This window comes from Halomonas sp. R57-5 (genome assembly GCF_900070345.1).
Classification (GTDB): Bacteria; Pseudomonadota; Gammaproteobacteria; order Pseudomonadales; family Halomonadaceae; genus Vreelandella; species Vreelandella ventosae_B.
Window position 1 is genome coordinate 253,440 of sequence record NZ_LN813019.1, and the last position, 18,686, is coordinate 272,125.

The window sequence follows — 18,686 nt, forward strand, 5'->3', positions numbered from 1 at the left end:
CGCTCTAAAATGAAAACCGCATGTGAAGAGCAGGGCGAATTTAGCGTTGTCGAAGAGTGGCTGCACAGTATCACCCACGGTATCGGTGCTGTGCTCAGTCTGGTGGGGATGGTGGTACTGCTGGTGGCCGCGAGCTACGCCGCCCATGTAGACCCTTGGAAAATTGTTAGCCTGAGCCTTTACGGCACCACGCTCGTCCTGCTTTATACCGCCTCGACCCTTTACCACGGCATCCCTCATCGGCGCTGGAAGCAGCGTTTTCAGCTACTCGATCACTGTGCGATTTATTTACTCATCGCGGGTACTTACACACCTTTCTTACTCGTCAATATGCGCGGCACTACAGGCTGGGTTTTGTTTGCCGCCGTGTGGTCGCTGGCGTTGGTGGGGATCGCCTGCATACTGCTATGGCCCCAGCGCTTTTCGGTATTACGCGTGGCGATTTATCTGCTTATGGGCTGGATGATCGTGCTGGCGTCAGGAGAGATGGCGGCGAGTTTATCGAAAACTGGCATCATCCTACTGGCCGCAGGGGGCATCACTTATACGCTAGGGGTGATCTTCTACGCCGTGCGTGCTATTCCCTACAACCATGCGATCTGGCACCTGTTTGTGGTTGCCGGCAGCATCTGTCACTACTTTGCCGTTTATAGTGCCGTTTTGCCCCATGCTTCGCCTGTGTAGTCGCTAAGCCCCCTTGGGAACGCTATCAGTGACAGAAACGTAAGCGATCTCTTACAAAATTGAGTGAGTAACATGAATTGGTGGTTAATAGCTTGCCTTTACCGCTAATCGACACTTGAACAAGCAGGCATAATGTTGGCTTTATACGTTTGTATATGTATAGATAGCGACTGTAAAAAGTAAACAAGCCACATTCAATAAGATTTTCCAACAAGAGGATTGTCATGAGCACTGTTAACAACGCCCACGACACGACCATGCCGTCGGTACTGGGCAAAAAAGACAGTACTGATGAGATGGTGCATCGCATTGGCCACTTAACGCGCCTGCTGCGGGACAGCATGAAAGAGCTGGGCTTAGATCAGCAGATTACCCAGGCGGCGCAAGCGATACCGGATGCCAATGACCGGCTTAACTACGTTGCCTCAATGACGGAGCAGGCCGCAGAACGGGCATTGAACGCCGTTGAGCGGGCGCAGCCGGTGCAAGATAGCCTTGAAGAAGAAGGCGCGGCTCTTAATAAGCGCTGGCAGGCAGCGGCAGCTAAGCTCGCCGCGGTAGAGGGTGATCCTCAGCTTGTCGAGGATACGCAGCGCTTTTTGAGCGATAAGCTGCCCACAGCAACCGGGGCGACGCAAAAAGAACTGCTTGAAATTATGATGGCTCAGGACTTCCAGGATCTCACTGGCCAGGTGATCAAGAAAATGATCGAAGTCATCAAGCTAATCGAAGAGCAGCTTGTTCAGGTGTTAGTGGATAATGTGCCTAACGTCMCCGATGGCGTTAAGCTTGAAGATGACCGCGATGAGCATGCCAAACTGCGTAATGGGCCACAGGTGGGCAAAGACAAAACAGATGTGGCAACAGGGCAGGATCAAGTAGACGATCTACTTGATGAGCTTGGTTTTTAAGGGCGCTTAGCCTGGAACAGCAAGGAACCGTTGCCTCGCATAACTAGCAACGGTCTTGCAGGCGCTTAGGTGCCGTTTGTTTTGATTAGCCCTTCGCTGCCGCCTGCTCTTTTTCCATTGCCTTTGCCATCGCGGCACGCTGAATATGGCGTGCGCGATAGGCCATCAGCGGTTCGGGTAAGCGGTGCTTCATGCCAATCGCCCAAGACAAGGTATGGGTTAAAAACAGATCCACGAGAGTAAAGGTATTCCCCACCAAGGTTTCTTGACCGTTATAGCGGCGCTCCAGGGCACTTAACGCACGCTGAAACTCCCAGGCACAAACCGGTAGCACAGCGGGAACGCGCTTATCTGCAGGTAGGGCAAATTTATGCTTGGCCTGGTTCCATAACGGCTGTTCAACTTCGGTGACGATAAAGCTGAGCCACTGGTCAACCTGAGCGCGGGCGGCAGGGTCGCTGGGGAGTAACGTGCCATCACCGTACTGCTCCGCTAGGTAACGGCAAATCGGCGCCGACTCAAATAGCGTTAGTGCTCCATCTTCAAGAACTGGCACCTTGCCATCCGGGTGACGCGCCAAATGCGCGGCTGTTTGCCCCTCGCCTGTATCCAGCGCCACATGCTGGCACTGATACTCTAGGCCTAACTCTTCAAGCGTCCATGCCGCTCGCAGCGATCGGGATTGGGGGAAAGTGTACAGCGTGATCATGGCATGCTCCCTCTTGTCAGCAACAATTGCAGCGTCAATCTAGCGGGGCGTTAGCGACGCTGTCGATTTTTATATGCACCATTCTTAAGTGCTACCCCGCGCCTCACGAATCCGCTCGTAAGCGTTGCCGATTTCGCTGGTGCGCGCCTGGGCGACGTCGCGCATGCTTTCGGGCAGGCCTTTGCCAGCCAGTTTGTCGGGGTGGTTTTGGCTCATCAGGCGGCGGTAGGCTTTTTTGATCTCGCTGTCGCTGGCATCTTCAGAAACCCCTAGCACGCGGTAAGCGTCTTTAAGCGCTTCTTCGCTGGCGCCTTGGGAGTTGGCGGCGGCGCCGTGCAGCATCGCTTCGATCTGCTGCACTTCAGCGTCGCTGCAGCCTACACCGCGGGCAACGCGCAAAATCATCTCGTGCTCGGCGGGGTGAAGCACGCCATCAGCAGCGATAGCCGTGAGCTGAACCTGGATAAATACCTGGCGCAGAACCGGCTGGCGCTGAGTGAGGCGGTTAACGTTGGCCAGCTCCGCCTCCAGATTAAAGTCATCGGCGCGGCCACGCTCGAAGGCGGCGCGAGCCTTGGCGCGCTGTTCGCCCTGGAGGTGCATTTGATCAAACAGCTTTTCGGCAACGTCCAACTCGCCGTCGGTCACTTTACCGTCGGCTTGGCATAAGCAGCCCATCACCGAGAAAATCGACTCCAGAAAGCCTTCCTGGATGCGCATCCGCGCGATATTCAGGCGGCGGCTAAGCCGTTTACCTAGCCACCAGCCCAGGCCACCGCCAATCAGGAGGCCCACAGGGCCGCCAAATGCAAGCCCGATCAGGCCGAAAATAACAATAAGCAATAGCATAGCAATCTCAAAGTAGTTTAAAAGTAATGGCTTATGGCAGCCGGGCACGAATGGCGCGCTCGATGCCTTCGATGTCCAATTGGCAGTCGGTAAGCAGCTGTGCAGGCGTGCCGTGCTCTACAAAGGCGTCCGGCAGGCCGAGGTTAAGGACCTCTACCTGAACGCCTTCGGCGTGGAGCAGCTCATTCACGGCGCTACCTGCGCCACCGGCAACCACGTTCTCTTCCAGGGTCACCAATAGTTCGTGCTCGTCGGCAGCGTGCAGCACCGCATCGCGATCCAACGGCTTAATGGAGCGCATATTGATGTGGGTCGCATTGAGTCGTTCGGCGACTTCAGCGGCGGCACTGTTGAGACTGCCAAAGGCGAGTAGCGCAATACGCACGCCGTCGTTGGCGGCATGGCGGCGTACCTCCGCTTTACCTATGGTCAGCGGCTCAAGGTGTGTGGGAATGTCTACGCCTGGGCCAGTACCGCGGGGGTAGCGCACCGCGGCGGGGCCGGGGTGATGATAGGCCGCACTCAGCATGGCGCGGCACTCGGCTTCATCCGCCGGGGCCAGAATCACCATGCCGGGCACGCAACGCAGAAAGGAGAGATCCATGCTGCCGTGGTGCGTGGGGCCGTCTTCGCCCACTAAACCCGCGCGATCAATCGCAAAAGTGACGTCCAGATTCTGCACGGCGACGTCATGAATAAGCTGGTCGTAGCCGCGCTGCAAAAAGGTGGAGTAAATCGCCACCACCGGCTTCATGTCTTCGCAGGCCATCCCCGCTGCCAATGTCACCGCATGCTGCTCGGCGATTGCCACATCAAAATAGCGTTGCGGGTACTCTTTAGAGAAGCGAATCAGGTCGGAGCCTTCGCGCATGGCGGGGGTGATGCCCATTAGGCGCGGGKCGGTGGCCGCCATGTCGCMCAGCCAGTCGCCAAACACGTTGCAGTATTTTTTCTTGGCGGCAGCTGCTTTGATGATGGGCTTTTTGGCGCCGCCGGTGKGGGCAACAGCGCTGGGTTTTTCCAGCTTGGTGATGGCGTGGTAGCCAATCTGATCCGCCTCGGCGGGTAGGAAGCCTTTGCCTTTCACCGTTTTGATATGCAGAAACTGCGGGCCGTCGAGGTCACGTAGGTTCTCCAGCGTCTCGGTCAGTGCATCGAGATCGTGGCCATCAATGGGGCCTACGTAGTTAAAGCCCATCTCTTCAAACAGTGTGGCGGGGCTGACCATGCCTTTCATATGCTCTTCGGTGCGCCGAGCAAGCTCTAACGCGCCAGGCAGATGCGAAAGCACTTTTTTGCCCTCTTCGCGTATTTTGAGGTAGGGCTTGCTGGAGAGCACCCGGGCAAGGTAGGTCGCCATGCCGCCGACGTTTTCGGAAATCGACATTTCATTGTCGTTGAGCACTACCAGTAGGTTGGCATCTACGTGGCCCGCGTGGGCGAGGGCTTCAAAGGCCATGCCGGCGGTGAGTGCACCGTCGCCAATAATCGCGCAAACGCGGCGCTTATTGCCCTGTGCCTTGGCTGCCAGTGCCATCCCTAGCGCCGCCGAAATCGAGGTGCTGGAGTGACCGACGCCGAAGGTGTCGTACTCGGACTCGGCACGGCGGGGAAACGCCGCCAAGCCGCCATGCTGGCGAATACTCAACATCGTTTCGCGGCGGCCGGTAAGAATCTTGTGTGGATACGCTTGATGGCCAACGTCCCAGACTAAACGGTCGTGGGGCGTATTAAAGGCATGGTGCAGGGCAACGCTCAACTCGACCACGCCGAGCCCGGCGCCAAAGTGGCCGCCGGAAACGCCCACGCTATACAGCAGGTAGGCGCGCAGCTCGTCGGCCAGTTGGTCGAGCTGTTGGGTATTCATGGCCCGCAGGGCGGCGGGGTGATCAAAAGAGKCAAGCAGCGGCGTCGCTGGGCGCTCGCGGGGAATCTCGTCGAACAGCTTCATGGGCATCTTTAGTGGTCGCGCTCGATCATATAGTGGGCTAAGTCGGCCAGCGGTGCGGCACGTTCGCCCAGTGGGGCGAGCGCGGCAATGGCCTCGTCAATCAGGCTGTGCGCTTTGCGTTGAGCGCCCTCTAATCCCAGCAGGCTGGGGTAGGTAGGCTTCGCGCGTGCGGCATCGGCGCCTGACGTTTTGCCTAGGGTAACGGTATCGCCGGTCACATCCAGGATGTCGTCGTGAATCTGAAAGGCTAGTCCAATGGCGCGAGCGTAGCGAGTAAGCGCATTTAAACGGGGGTCATCGTCGGCGACCGCAACCAGGCCACCCAGACGCACGGCGGCGACAATCAGAGCGCCGGTTTTATGAGCGTGCATGTGTGCAAGAGCGTCGACATCCGGGTGGCCGCCGACGGCGTCTAAATCCAGCGCTTGCCCGGCCACCATGCCATCCCGGCCAGAAGCCGCCGCCAAGGTGTGCACCAAATGGCCCAGCCGTGGATGAGCGTTGCTGGCCAGCACTTCAAACGCCAGTGCCTGCAGGGCATCGCCGGCGAGAATCGCGCTCGCTTCATCAAAGGCTTTATGCACCGTGGGCTGACCACGGCGCAGGTCGTCGTCATCCATAGCGGGTAAATCATCATGGATCAACGAATAGGCGTGGATTAACTCAATGGCGGCGGCGGGGGCGTCCAGGGCGTCGTCGTTAGCCCCTAGCGCGTGCCCAGCCATATACACCAGCAGCGGGCGCAGGCGTTTGCCACCGGCCAGCAGGCCATGGCGCATGGCGGCTTCAAGCCTGGGCGCTACCGCTGGGCGGCTATCAAACAGTGCCGCTAGCGTAGCGTCCACGCGGGCATTGCTGGTCTGGCGCAGGGTGGCAAGCTGGCTAGGCTGCATGGCTACCATGGGGGCGTCTCCTTGCTTTCATCCTCGGCCGCATCCTTGGGGTCGTCGGGGCCAGCGAAGGGCGCTACATTTAAACGCCCTTCGCTGTCTTCACTCAGCGCCCGCACCTTAAGTTCGGCGCTATCCAGACGCTGCTGGGCATCGCGGGTTAGCCGCACGCCCTGTTCAAACGCGGTCAGTGCATCTTCCAATGAGAGCTCGCCTGACTCAAGACGTTCAACGATGGATTCAAGTTGCTCAACCGTCGCGGCAAAGTCCTGCGGGGGTGGTGTCGTGTCGCTCATTGGGGGTGCCTACAAACCGGTATTTTTTAAAATAAGCCCACAGTATACACCGAGGCTGGGGGGCGGCGTCTGCCCTCTTCAATACAGCTTGTTGCGCGACTTGCGGTTCATTCATCGTCAGCACGCAGACTTTTCATCATTCACACCCGGCCTGAACGACGCGGGCTGTGCTACGATATGCGCCTCCCGTGAACCGATACACGGCGCATGCCGCCGACCATAGAGGTTGATTCAGCCATGGCCAAAACGTCCCTGGACAAGAGCAAGATCAAGATCCTGCTACTCGAGGGCGTCCACCAAAGTGCGGTGGACAATTTTCACAACGCCGGTTATGAAAATATCGAGCACCTGCCCACATCGCTTGATGAAGAGGCGCTGATCGACAAGATCCGCGATGTTCACTTCATCGGTATTCGTTCCCGCACCCAGTTGACGGAGCGCGTGTTCGAGGCGGCGGAGAAGCTGGTAGGCGTTGGCTGTTTCTGTATCGGCACCAATCAGGTCGATTTAACCGCTGCGCTTACCCGCGGCATCGCGGTATTTAACGCGCCGTACTCTAATACTCGCTCAGTGGCCGAGCTGGTGCTGGCAGAAGCGATTATGCTGCTGCGCGGTATCCCTGAGAAAAACGCCCGCGCCCATCAGGGCGGCTGGCTGAAGTCCGCGAAAAACTCTCATGAAGCGCGCGGTAAAACCCTGGGTATCGTTGGCTACGGCAGCATCGGTGCGCAGCTTTCGGTACTGGCCGAATCGCTGGGCTTTAACGTCATTTACTATGATGTCATCGCCAAGCTGGGCATGGGTAATGCTAACCAGGTGGGAAGCCTTGAAGAGCTGCTGGGCCGCGCTGATGTCGTCAGCCTGCACGTGCCCGATCTTGCCTCTACCCGCTGGATGATCGGTGCCAAACAGATTGCCGCCATGAAGCCCGGCGCGATCTTTATCAATGCCTCCCGCGGTAGCGTCGTTGAAATCGAACCGCTGGCCGAAGCGCTTAAAGCGGGCAATCTCAACGGCGCGGCGGTAGMCGTCTTCCCGGTCGAGCCGAAAGGCAACGACGAAGAGTTTGAGAGCCCGCTACGCGGCCTGGAGAACGTGATTCTGACGCCGCATATCGGTGGCTCTACCCTGGAAGCCCAGGAGAACATCGGTATCGAAGTGTCAGAAAAACTGATCACTTACTCCGACAACGGCACCACCGTGACCTCGGTCAACTTCCCCGAGGTGGCGCTGCCCGCTCACCCGGACAAGCATCGTTTGCTGCATATTCACGACAACGTGCCGGGGGTGCTGTCGCAGATTAACCGTGTGCTGTCTGAAAACGGCATTAACATCTCTGGTCAGTACCTGCAGACCAACGAGAAAGTCGGCTATGTGGTCATCGATGTGGATAAAGCCTACGGCCCTCAGGCGCTGGAAGCGTTGAAGCAGGTCGAGCACACGCTGAAAATTCGTGCGCTCTATTCGGCGCAGAATAGCTAAAACGCTGTTAGCAACAAAAGCGGTAAAAAACGGCGCCTCTTAGGAGGCGCCGTTTTAGTGAGTGCAGGTGATCAAGCAAGGTCAAACAGCAGCACTTCGCCGGCTTCTTTACCCGTCAGATTGAAGGCCTCTTCCGGCTGAAACGCTGCGGCATCGCCTGCGCTCAGTGTCTCGCCGTTAACCTCCATTTCGCCGTTCACTACATGCAGCCAGGCGTAGCGCGAAGGGGGTGGTGCTATCTGTTCGCCCGCGCTAAACAGGCCTGAGTACAGGTTTAGGTCCTGGTTAATACTCACAGACCCATCGCGCCCTTCTTGAGAAGCCACCAGCCGCCACTGGCCTTGACGCTCGGCGGTAGGAAACGCTTTCTGCTCATAGCTGGGCGTGATACCGAGCTGCTTGGGTTCAATCCAGATCTGCAGGAAGTGCAGCCCGTTCTCCTTCGAGTGATTGAACTCGCTGTGCAGCACGCCGGTGCCCGCCGACATGCGCTGCACATCGCCTGGGCGCATCACTTCGCCGTTGCCCATGTTGTCTTTGTGCTCCATTTCACCTTCAAGCACATAGGAGATAATCTCCATATCCCGGTGAGGGTGGGCGCCGAAGCCGTGGCCACCCGCCACGCGGTCTTCATTGATGACGCGCAGGGCGCGGAATCCCATATGCTTGGGATCCATATAGTTGGCAAATGAAAAGGTATGAAAAGAGCGTAGCCAGCCGTGGTCAGCAAAGCCCCGCTCATTAGAACGACGAATAATCATGGTGTTCTCCGCGAGTTGCGTGAGTGAATAGTGACAATATACGCCTCACAGCGGCTGCGTGGGGTGAAGCTTTCAGTACGGTTCTGTCGAATAAATCGACGTTTTCCGGCGCGGATTGCGCTAAAATGTGCGCGTCTTTTAACCCGGTCCGCCCTTTACGAGGGTGACTACCAGGAGCTTTACATGTCAGTACCCACTGCTATGCCTAACCCAGTGCCACCCATCGTGGTCGCAGCGCTGTACAAATTTGTCACCTTGAACGACTTCGAAGCGCTGCGCGAGCCGCTGCGCCAAACCATGCTGGATAACGGCGTGAAAGGCACCTTGCTGCTCGCCAAAGAGGGTATCAATGGCACGGTGGCGGGCAGCCGCGAGGGCATTGACGGATTATTGGCATGGCTCACCGCCGACCCGCGTCTCGCTGATATTGACCATAAAGAGTCCTACTGCGAAGAAACGCCGTTCTACCGCACCAAGGTCAAACTCAAAAAAGAGATCGTCACCCTCGGCGTGCCCGATATCGACCCCAACGACACCGTAGGCACCTACGTTGAGCCGGAAAATTGGAACGACATCATTGCCGACCCGGAAGTGCTGGTGATCGATACCCGCAACGATTACGAAGTGGCGATTGGCAGCTTCGAGCGGGCGATCGATCCTAAAACCACCACTTTCCGTGAGTTTCCCGAGTACGTGCGCGAGCACTACGACCCGGAAAAACATAAAAAAGTGGCGATGTTCTGCACCGGCGGCATCCGCTGTGAAAAAGCCTCCAGCTTTATGCTTAAAGAGGGCTTTGAAGAGGTCTACCACCTGAAAGGCGGCGTGCTGAACTACCTGGAAAAAGTACCGGAAGAGCAGTCGCTATGGAAAGGTGAGTGTTTTGTGTTCGATAACCGGGTCACGGTGCGCCACGATTTGAGCAAAGGTGAGTTCGAACAGTGCCACGCTTGCCGCATGCCCATCTCCGCAGAAGATATGCAGTCTTCTGCGTACGAACCGGGCATTAGCTGCCCCCACTGCATCGATTCGCTGCCGGAGAAGACTCGCGCGGCGGCCCGCGAACGCCAACGTCAAATTGATCTAGCGAAACAGCGCGGCGAACCGCATCCGCTAGGCCGCGATACCCGGCTAATGAAAAAATGAGACAGCACATTGTAAGTTGATCGTGTGCGCTAGACTGATGGGCAACGTGTTACTCACCCAGGAGTTCACCATGCCCATTACACCTGAAAGCCTATCTACACCTTCCACTATCCTGCAGCGTCTTGMCCACCAAGGCGTTGTGACGCTGACGATGAACACTCCAGAGCGCTTTAACGCGCTCTCGGAAGCCATGCTGGAAGCGCTTCACGATGCGTTAGCCGATATTGCCGACGATAGCAGTGTGCGCTGTGTGATCATTGCCGCCGAAGGGAAAGCCTTCTGCGCCGGGCATGACCTGAAGCAGATGCGCGCCCACCCCGATAAAGCCTACTACCAAGCGCTGTTTACCCGCTGTAGCGAAGTGATGCAGGCCATTGTGCATTTGCCGGTGCCAGTGATTGCCAAAGTGCAAGGTATCGCCACCGCCGCGGGCTGCCAACTCGTCGCGAGCTGTGATCTTGCCGTCGCCGCGCGCAGCGCCCGCTTTGCTGTTTCGGGTATCAATGTTGGCCTGTTTTGCTCCACCCCGGCGGTAGCGCTCTCTCGCAACGTTGCCCGTAAGCGTGCCATGGAGATGCTGCTTACCGGCGAATTTGTCAGCGCCGAGCTGGCCGCCGAGTGGGGCTTGGTTAACCGCGTGGCAGAAGACGATGCACTGGATGAGGCAATTCAAGAGCTGACGGCCAGTATTTGCGCTAAAAGCGCCGTTGCGGTGCGTACCGGAAAAGCCATGTTTGCCCACCAGCTTTCCATGCCGCTCGACGAAGCCTACGCCTTTGCCGGGGAAACCATGGCCTGCAATATGTTAGCCGAGGATGTGAGCGAGGGGATTGATGCGTTTATCGCCAAGCGGCCACCGCACTGGCGGCATCGCTGACGTACCATCGCTGAATGAATGGAATTCGTTTCCGTAAACGCGACAATCGCCGTGCTGTCACGTTATCCTGACGCCCTTTGTGTTTTAGGGAAGGCGCCGTCAGCAAGGGCGCTTTCAGTAAGTAGTAGGAGCGCTTTTGGGAGCGTCTTTTAGGAGAAAGCCAGGTGAGTGAAGCCAAACGCAGGACGGTCGGTCGTCCGGCGAGTACCGCCAAAGCTAGCGGAGGCCATAGCCAGTCGCTGGTACGTGGCTTAACGCTGTTGGAGTACCTAGCGGCCAGCCCGCTTGGGTTAGCCCTTTCAGAAGTGGCAGAGATGGCCGAATTGGCGCCGTCGACCACCCATCGGCTGTTGCAAGCCTTGCAGAGCCAGGGATTTGTGACCCAGGAGAACGAGCAGGGTCTGTGGCGTATTGATGTCAAAACCTTCCGTATCGGCAATAGCTTTCTTGAAGCCCGCGACGTGGTGGCCACTAGCCGTCCCTTTCTGCGCCGTTTAACCGCGGAAACCGGCGAGACCGCTAATTTAGGTATTCGCGATGGGGCGACCGCGGTGTTTCTCGCTCAGCACGAATCCCCGCAAATGATGCGCATGATTACTCGCCTAGGCTCCCGCGCGCCGCTGCATGCCTCTGGGGTAGGTAAAGCGCTGCTGGCGTGGATGCCCGATGACCAGCGCGCTCAATTGCTGGATGGCCAAGCGCTTGCCAGAGTGACAGAAAATACGCTCTATCAACCCGATACCTTACAAGAGGAAACGGAGCAGATTCGCGTCCAAGGCTTTGCCTGCGATCGGGAAGAGCATGCCGTTGGCCTGCACTGCGTGGCCGCCTGTGTGTTCGATGAGCACGGCGCGCCGCTGGCGGCGATTTCGGTTTCAGGGCCCGTAGCGCGAATTCCGGAAGCGCGTTTACTAACCCTGGGGGCGCTGGTGCGCCAAATGGCCGATGAAATAACCCAGCAGTTGGGTGGGCAGGTGCCACGTTAACGTGGGTCGCTGAGGTTATGGTAAGCCTGTTTTTTGTCGCCCTGGTCAGCGCAACGCTGCTACCCGGCGGGTCGGAAGTGTGGCTCGCTCGGCTGTGGTGTCTCGGCGAGCCGCCCTTGGGGCTGTGGTTGGTGGCCACGGCGGGCAACACCCTCGGCAGCATGATCAACGTCGCCATGGGGCGCTACGCACGCCAGTTTCAAGGCCGCCGCTGGTTCCCCGCATCGCCACGCAGCTTGGCGCGCGCAGAGGGCTGGTATCACCGCTTTGGCGAACTGAGCCTGCTGATTTCCTGGGCACCGATTATTGGTGACCCGCTTACCGTGCTGGCCGGTGTATTCCGGCTGCCCTGGTGGCGGGCGCTGGCTTGGATCGTAGTCGCCAAAGGCGCGCGTTACGCAGTAGTTATACTGCTGGCACAGCAGTGGCTATTGCCGCTGTGCCAGTAAAACGCCTTATGAATCAAGTCATGTTAACCTGTACAACTTTTTAACAAGCTGCCTTGTTAGTATAAAGTGTCCGTGTAAAGTGTAAGCAATATCGGGAGCCTAATGTTAGCTTGCGTAAAATCAGGCAGCCGTTAGATTGAACACAACACTCACCAAAAAGGAGGTTGAGGTGTGAAGCCACTTCGTTTATTACCCTGGCTAGGTGTCTGGCTGTTGGCAATGATTGCCATCATGGCCACGCCAGCAATGGCGCAGAGCACGCCGAGTGAATCGGCTAGCGCGGAAAGCTCAGAAACAACAACAGAGGCGGCGCCTACTTCTTACGAGGCCTTGGCAAACCTGTTGGCAGATGAGCAGTCACGACAAGAATTGATTGAGATATTGCGTAATCAGGCCTCGGCGCTACCCGACGGCGTCGCCAGCGACCTCTCGCCAGAAGCCGCCGCTCAGGGCAGTGAGATAGCGCCTGAAGATGTCTCATTGCCGCGCCAGTTAGCTGAACTCACCAGTCGTGTAGTCAGCGATGTGGGGGGGCAGTTTGAGCAAGTGGTTAGCATCGTGGGTGGTCTGTTCTCTGGTGGGGAGGCAGACAGTGTCTTTGATATGGCAGCGTTCATCAGTGCGGCGATCAATCTGGGTATCGTCATTGTCGCCACCTTTGCGATGTTTATGCTTTTCCGGCGCGTCGCCAAGCCGCTGTTTACCAAAATCAGTGGCTGGTCCCTACATGGCAATAATTTAACACCTGTCCTGCGCTTKATTGCCTGCGTAGCGATTGCGGCGGTCATCGATATACTGCTCGTCGGTTTGGCCTATGTGGGCGGTAATTTGGTGGCAACGTTTGCGGTTGGGGAAACCGGCGAGCTTTCGACCCGCGCCTCGCTGTTTCTAAATGCGTTCTTAATTATTGAACTGCTTAAAGCCGCTGTGCGGATGCTGTTCTCGTCGCGCTACGAAGGGCTGCGTCTACTGCCTATTTCTGCTCAAGAAGCGTCTTACTGGAACCGCTGGTTAGCGCGTTTGATCGGCATGGTCGGTTACGGCTTGATGGTGGTCGTACCGCTGGTCAACTTCTATGTGGCGGCCTCGCTGGGTCAAGCCGTTGGCACGCTGATTATGCTGTTGGCGTTTATCTACGCGGTGGTTGTGGTGCTGAGAAACCGCACCCGCCTGCGCGATAACCTGAACGAAATGGCGGCAAAAACAACCTTAACCGCCAGCCGCGTCTCGCTGCAGCTGTTTGCGCGCACCTGGCATTTGTTTGCGCTGCTGTATTTCTTGATCGTGTTTGTACTGACGCTAACCCGCCCCGGCGATGCGTTGCCGTTTGTGATGTACGCCACCCTCAAGTCGCTGGCCGCGATTGTGGTTGGGCTGTTGGTATCGTCTTTTCTTACCCAGACGATTGGTCGCCGTATCACGCTGTCGGACGACCTGCGGCGCAAGCTGCCCCTGCTTGAGAAGCGCTTGAACAGCTATGTGCCTAATGCGCTACGCGTGCTGCGTACGATCATTCTGATTGTCGTTATCATGGTGGTGCTGAACGCTTGGGGCGCCTTTGATCTCGCTGCCTGGTACGCCTCTGAAGGCGGTGCCACGCTGGTTGGTAATCTCTCCAGCGTTACGGTGATTTTGATTGTGGCGCTAGCCGTTTGGCTGGGTCTGGCGAGCCTGATTGAGCACAAGCTCAACCCGGAGACCGGCTACGGCGAACCGTCGGCACGAGCGAAAACCTTGCTCAGCCTGTTCCGCAATGCGCTGGCAATCGCCATGGTGACCATTACCGGCATGATCGTGCTGTCGGAAATTGGCATCAATATTGGCCCGCTGATTGCCGGTGCCGGTGTGTTGGGTCTGGCGATTGGTTTTGGCGCCCAGAAGCTGGTGCAGGATGTGATCACTGGGGTGTTTATTCAGGTAGAAAATGCCATGAACACCGGCGATGTAGTCACCGTAGGCGGCGTGACGGGAACCGCCGAACGGCTCAGTATCCGCTCGGTGGGGATTCGCGATCTATCCGGCACCTACCACATCGTACCGTTCTCGAGTGTCGACACGGTGTCTAACTACATGCGCGAGTACGGCAACCATGTGGGCGAGTACGGCATTGGCTACAGCGAAAGCATCGATGAAGCCATTGAGCAGCTCAAGCTGGCCTTTGAGGACCTCAAAGCGAGCGAAGAACATGGTACCAAGCTGCTAGCCGACCTGACCGTGGCGGGTGTGACCGCACTGGCGGATAGCTCTGTGAATATCCGGGTGGTCATCAAAACCACGCCCGGTGACCAGTGGGCCGTTGGCCGTGCCTACAACCGCTTGGTGAAACTGCGCTTTGATGAGGCGGGTATCGAAATCCCCTTCCCGCACACGACGCTCTACTTTGGCGATAATAAAAATGGTAATCCMCCGCCTGCCCATGTGCGGGTACTGGAATCGACCGCTAAAGAGAAGAAAGTGGAGGAGTCCGCGGTAGTGACACCGGCGGCTAAGAGCGACACCCCGCAAGGGGTGCAGCAAACCAGCGAGCCGGATCACCTGAAGCCCGACCACGATGATGTCGATGAAACCTAATATATCGACGTCATGATGTGGTTGTTATCAAAAGCTGCAGCGGGGCCGCCTTCGGGCGGCCCCGCTGCGTTTCAAGAGGGTTGTTTTATTTAATGGCTATAGTTTTCTGAGTGCCGACCTTCCAGATTGATGGACTCACCGCCATCCACAAACAGAATTTGCCCCGCCACAAAGGGGTTGTCCAATAAATAGTGCAAAGCTTGTACAAGATGCTCGGGAGCGCCCTGGCGCTTTAGCGGAATGCCATCAATACGCCACTCAATATAGTCGCTGGTGCGCTGGGAGGCAGGCAGCACAACGCCAGGGGCGATGCCATTAATGCGAATGCGCGGGGCGAACTCCAGTGCTGCCATGCGGGTCATCTCCGCCAGGCTGTTTTTCGACAGCAGATACGCTGCGTAGGGGTACTGGTGATAGGCCACCTTGTTATCGATGATATTGATCACCTGACCCTCTTGTACCGCCTCGGCAAAGTGGCGTGTGAGCAGCAGTGGGGKAAACATATTGACCCGAAACTGAGTCTCCAACATCGTCAGTTCGGTCGCCGCAATCGGCGCTGGCTCATAGGCGGAAGCGCTGTTTAGCAGCAGGCTAAGCCCAGGAAAACGGCGCTTCGCTGACTGAATAAAGCCGTTTAAGTCGTCGTGTAAAAAGTCGCAGGAAAATATTTCACACTCCCGCCCTTTGACGCGGATACCGCTGGCGACCTCTTCAGCCTCCTCCCGCGAGCGATTAACGTGTAGAGCAATGTCGTAACCCGCATCGGCCAGGGCTTCGGAAAAGTAGCGTCCCAAACGGGTGGCACCGCCGGTTATCAGAGCAGCTTGTTGGTGCATACAGCGTTCCCTATTATTTTATTGGTATAGGAAGACTTTCTGCGTGAGTGCAGCGTTTGTCAATAACTTATACAGAGCTTACGCAAAGCGCTAGATTAGAGAGGTTAAAAGAAGTGTCCTATGCCAGGGCGGTTCTAAAGACGTCACTTTGAACAGGATGTCGCTATGCCACCACCGACGTTGTCTGCCCCATACTCTGCCGCGCTCCATGAGTGCTTAATCTCTCTAGGTTCTAACATCGATCCCGACCACTATGTGGTTCAAGCGCTTGATATTATTAGTCGAGAGTGCAATTTATTAGCCCGTTCCAAAACGATTCGCACCAGTCCGGTGGGGTATCAGCAGCAGCCCGACTTTCTAAATGCCGCCCTGTTGGTGAGCACACCGCTTGAGCGTGAAGCGTTTCGCACTTACCTCAAAGGGGTGGAAGATCGTCTGGGGCGTGTTCGGGGGGCGATTAAATCGGGACCGCGTACGATGGATCTGGACATTGTGGCCTGGGATGGGGAGGTCGTTGATGACGGCTACTTTAAGCACGACTATGTGAAAAAGCCCGTCGACGAAGTGCTGGCGAGCAGTGGTCGCCGTCTTGAACTTCAAAAGTATTCATGATTTTGGCGTTTAGGCCGATAGTAACGTTGTAGCCGCCGTCCATCGGCGCGCTAACTTCCCTGGAGGCGTGCGTTGCTCAGCCTAAATACCAATTTAATGTCGCTAACCGTGCAGAACAATCTGCGTGGCAGTCAGCAGGCCATGCAGACCGCGATGCAGCGCCTCTCTTCTGGGCTGCGCATTAATAGTGCCAAAGATGACGCCGCTGGTCAGGCGATAGCCAATCGCATGACGTCACAAATTAAAGGCATGACCCAGGCGATCCGCAACACCAATGATGGCATCTCCATGGTGCAGACGGCGGAAGGCTCACTCAATCAGATTAACGATAACCTCCAGCGCATCCGTGAGCTGAGCGTACAAGCGGCTAACGGCACCAACTCTTCTAATGATCTTGCTTCGATCCAAGCCGAGATTGGCCAGCGCATGGAAGAGATTGACCGCGTTGCCGGGCAGAGTAAGTTCAACGGTATTGGGCTGTTGAACGACACTCAGTCATTGAATATCCAGGTGGGCGCGAACGCGGGTGATAGCATTGCCGTTCGCTTTGATGCCATGAATTTACAGGGGTTGGGGCTGGAAGGCCTAACTGTATTGGACGATGGCACTGGGACTGGCAACCCTATCGATATGGTGGATGACGCGATCAAACGGTTAGATCAACAGCGCAGCTATTTGGGCGCCGTGCAGAACCGCTTTGAAAGTGTGATTGATGGGCTTAATAACAGCATTGTTAATACCTCCGATGCCCGGTCGCGTATCCAGGATGCCGATTACGCTAAGGAAGTTTCCAACCTTATTCGCGCGCAGATCCTTCAGCAGGCAGGCATTGCTATGTTGGCCCAGGCCAACCAGCAGCCGCAAATGATTTTGCGCCTGCTGGAAAGTCTATAGGGTAGGCAGAAGCTATAGCGCACCGCGTTTAATCAATAATGCCCTGTTCCCGGGCCATGGCGTAGGCCGCTTTAGGGCCATCCCACAGTGAGGGCAATAGAATAAACGACACCGGGATGGCGGTTATCACAATAAATTGTTGAAGGGCCGAAATTTGGCCAGCGCCCATATATAACAGCACCGCCGCCATAATCGCCATGGCGATTCCCCAGAAGGCGCGAATATAAGGGCTTGGATCGTCGTGGCCCGCCCCCACAACCGCAATGGCGTAGCTCATCGAGTCACCGGTGGTAGCGACGAATATCGTTGTCAGCACTAAAATGGCTAGCGCATCCAGGCGCCGCCCGGCAATGCCTGGGCCACCGTCAGGGTTGCGACATCAAACTGGAAGTTATTAAGCGCCTCGGTTAGCTCAATGGCGCCCGTCATTTGGTAGTAAATACCTGAGCCACCGAGCAGGGTAAACCACACGGTGGTGGCAATGGGAGCGAGAACCGCTACTGCGACGATCATCTCGCGGATGCTGCGGCCGCGGGAAATMCGCGCCACAAAGATCGCCACCAGTGGGCCAAATCCGATAAACCACGCAAAGAAGAATACCGTCCACCACTGCATCCACCAGGCGGGAGCGGTTTCTGCTGTGATGGTCGCCATGGGGAAGAAATCGTTAATATAGACGCCCATACTGGCTACGTAGCTGTTGAATAAAAACAGCGTCGGGCCAAACACCATAATCACGGCACCCACGGCGAGGGCCAGGAATACATTGAAACGGCTAAGTATCTGCATACCTTTATGTACGCCGCTCATCGCTGATAGCACGTACATACTGGCTAACACGGCCAAGATGACCAATTTACTGGTGTAGCTGTTGGGCAGGCCGAACMCTTCATGCAGGCCAAAACTGACCTGAGTCGCTAAAAAACCAATCGGGCCCACGGTACCGGCCACGACGGCGATGACACAGCACGCATCAATGATCCCACCCAAGGGCCCACGCATTAGTCGCTCTCCCAATAGTGGATAGAGCAGGGTGCGTGGTTTCAACGGCTGGCCTTTCTCATAGTGAGCATGGGCAAGCACGATAGCGGTTAACGATCCTAATACCGCCCAGCCAATAAACCCCCAGTGCATAAACGACTGCCCCAAGGCGTTGGAAACGGCTTCTGGCGTGCCTGCTTCGCTATTAAAAGCAGGCGGCGTTACGAGGAAATGGTAGACCGGTTCCCCGGCGGCAAAAAACACCCCGCCTCCCGCCAGCAGCGTGCACAGAATGATCGACAGCCATTTAAATGTGCTCATTTCTGGTGCATCTAAATTGCCGATTTTGGCTTTTGCAGCCGGTGTGACCGCCAAACCCATCGCGATAAAGAAGGTAAGTAGCAGCAGCAGTTGGAAGTAACTACCCAAGGCTAATGCCGTCCAAGCAAAGCCTTTACTGATCGATTCAGCGACCAGCGTTACGTCGTAAAGCGATAGCGCCAAAAAGGCAACGATAAAGCCGATGCTCAAGATTAAAACAATAGGATCGCCGAGCGAAAGCCGCCCAGAACTGTAAGTGTCAGGGGCTTCGCCGGTAGAGGCGGGGTGATTCATGTTGAATACCTTGTAGGGGCAGGGCTGGCTAAAACAGCAGCCTATCAACGCCTTGTGTTAAGCGGCGATGTGCTGATTAATGTGCCAAATAACGGATAAAAAAAAGCGCCATTCAATGAATGGCGCAAGGACAGGAAACTGAGCATAGTATACCGCCAATTTAGACTAACGTCTAACATGATTTAT

Annotated in this window: 17 protein-coding genes and 1 pseudogene; 10 read left to right on the top strand and 8 right to left on the bottom strand. The window is 56.6% G+C overall.

The window, feature by feature from the left end:
• Positions 1–9 precede the first annotated feature (9 nt).
• Together trhA and cheZ are read left to right on the top strand one after the other, a co-directional pair.
• Entirely contained in the window at positions 10–684 is a 675-nt protein-coding gene (gene trhA, locus HALO_RS01225; RefSeq protein ID WP_035581881.1) for a PAQR family membrane homeostasis protein TrhA, read from the top strand.
• Between the two features lie 224 nt (positions 685–908).
• Positions 909–1,595, top strand: coding sequence for a protein phosphatase CheZ (gene cheZ / locus HALO_RS01230; RefSeq protein WP_050712874.1), 687 nt, complete (start codon positions 909–911; stop codon positions 1,593–1,595).
• An 85-nt stretch (positions 1,596–1,680) separates the two neighbouring features.
• On the opposite strand, the gene HALO_RS01235 is transcribed toward cheZ, so the two are convergent.
• From HALO_RS01235 to HALO_RS01255, 5 genes are all read right to left on the bottom strand, one after another.
• Positions 1,681–2,304: a glutathione S-transferase family protein gene (locus HALO_RS01235; protein WP_035581879.1), complete on the bottom strand. Its 624-nt coding sequence runs from the start codon at positions 2,302–2,304 to the stop codon at positions 1,681–1,683.
• An 84-nt stretch (positions 2,305–2,388) separates the two neighbouring features.
• Positions 2,389–3,153, bottom strand: a complete 765-nt coding sequence (djlA, locus tag HALO_RS01240; RefSeq protein WP_035583646.1) for a co-chaperone DjlA — start codon at positions 3,151–3,153, stop codon at positions 2,389–2,391.
• A gap of 31 nt (positions 3,154–3,184) precedes the next feature.
• A complete protein-coding gene (dxs, locus tag HALO_RS01245) occupies positions 3,185–5,110 on the bottom strand; it encodes a 1-deoxy-D-xylulose-5-phosphate synthase (protein WP_050712875.1) in 1,926 nt (641 codons plus the stop codon).
• A gap of 2 nt (positions 5,111–5,112) precedes the next feature.
• On the bottom strand, positions 5,113–6,006 hold the full coding sequence (gene ispA / locus HALO_RS01250) for a (2E,6E)-farnesyl diphosphate synthase (RefSeq protein ID WP_035581876.1): 894 nt from the start codon (positions 6,004–6,006) through the stop codon (positions 5,113–5,115).
• Positions 6,000–6,290, bottom strand: coding sequence for an exodeoxyribonuclease VII small subunit (locus tag HALO_RS01255; RefSeq protein ID WP_035581875.1), 291 nt, complete (start codon positions 6,288–6,290; stop codon positions 6,000–6,002). Before HALO_RS01255 ends, ispA begins: the two co-directional genes overlap by 7 nt.
• Before the next feature lie 237 nt (positions 6,291–6,527).
• Between HALO_RS01255 and serA the strand changes: the two genes are divergently transcribed.
• Positions 6,528–7,772, top strand: coding sequence for a phosphoglycerate dehydrogenase (serA, locus tag HALO_RS01260; RefSeq protein ID WP_050712876.1), 1,245 nt, complete (start codon positions 6,528–6,530; stop codon positions 7,770–7,772).
• A gap of 71 nt (positions 7,773–7,843) precedes the next feature.
• Here serA and HALO_RS01265 read toward each other — a convergent pair whose 3' ends face one another.
• A complete protein-coding gene (locus HALO_RS01265) occupies positions 7,844–8,533 on the bottom strand; it encodes a pirin family protein (RefSeq protein ID WP_035581873.1) in 690 nt (229 codons plus the stop codon).
• Positions 8,534–8,716: 183 nt separating this feature from the next.
• On the opposite strand from HALO_RS01265, the gene trhO reads away from it, so the two are divergent.
• From trhO to ybiO, 5 genes are all read left to right on the top strand, one after another.
• Positions 8,717–9,679 (top strand): oxygen-dependent tRNA uridine(34) hydroxylase TrhO, encoded by a 963-nt coding sequence (trhO, locus tag HALO_RS01270; RefSeq protein ID WP_035581872.1) that lies wholly within the window; start codon positions 8,717–8,719, stop codon positions 9,677–9,679.
• A 70-nt stretch (positions 9,680–9,749) separates the two neighbouring features.
• Positions 9,750–10,556, top strand: coding sequence for an enoyl-CoA hydratase (locus HALO_RS01275; RefSeq protein WP_050712877.1), 807 nt, complete (start codon positions 9,750–9,752; stop codon positions 10,554–10,556).
• Positions 10,557–10,720: 164 nt separating this feature from the next.
• Positions 10,721–11,542 carry an IclR family transcriptional regulator domain-containing protein gene (locus tag HALO_RS01280; protein ID WP_035581870.1) on the top strand — a complete coding sequence of 274 codons (822 nt, stop codon included), beginning with the start codon at positions 10,721–10,723 and terminating at the stop codon, positions 11,540–11,542.
• Positions 11,543–11,559: 17 nt separating this feature from the next.
• Positions 11,560–11,991, top strand: a complete 432-nt coding sequence (locus HALO_RS01285; RefSeq protein WP_035581868.1) for a YqaA family protein — start codon at positions 11,560–11,562, stop codon at positions 11,989–11,991.
• A 171-nt stretch (positions 11,992–12,162) separates the two neighbouring features.
• Positions 12,163–14,562 carry a mechanosensitive channel protein gene (ybiO, locus tag HALO_RS01290; RefSeq protein WP_050712878.1) on the top strand — a complete coding sequence of 800 codons (2,400 nt, stop codon included), beginning with the start codon at positions 12,163–12,165 and terminating at the stop codon, positions 14,560–14,562.
• An 89-nt stretch (positions 14,563–14,651) separates the two neighbouring features.
• Here the strand turns inward: ybiO and HALO_RS01295 are convergent, their stop codons facing one another.
• Positions 14,652–15,398, bottom strand: coding sequence for an SDR family NAD(P)-dependent oxidoreductase (locus tag HALO_RS01295; RefSeq protein WP_050712879.1), 747 nt, complete (start codon positions 15,396–15,398; stop codon positions 14,652–14,654).
• Between the two features lie 165 nt (positions 15,399–15,563).
• On the opposite strand from HALO_RS01295, the gene folK reads away from it, so the two are divergent.
• Both folK and HALO_RS01305 read left to right on the top strand, forming a co-directional pair.
• Positions 15,564–16,010, top strand: a complete 447-nt coding sequence (gene folK, locus HALO_RS01300) for a 2-amino-4-hydroxy-6-hydroxymethyldihydropteridine diphosphokinase (protein WP_050712880.1) — start codon at positions 15,564–15,566, stop codon at positions 16,008–16,010.
• Positions 16,011–16,082: 72 nt separating this feature from the next.
• The gene (locus HALO_RS01305) at positions 16,083–16,904 is read left to right on the top strand and encodes a flagellin N-terminal helical domain-containing protein (protein WP_035581862.1); all 822 of its coding nucleotides are present in this window, start codon (positions 16,083–16,085) and stop codon (positions 16,902–16,904) included.
• Between the two features lie 28 nt (positions 16,905–16,932).
• On the opposite strand, the pseudogene HALO_RS01310 reads toward HALO_RS01305, so the two are convergent.
• A pseudogene (locus tag HALO_RS01310) lies at positions 16,933–18,500 on the bottom strand (BCCT family transporter).
• Positions 18,501–18,686: the final 186 nt, after the last annotated feature.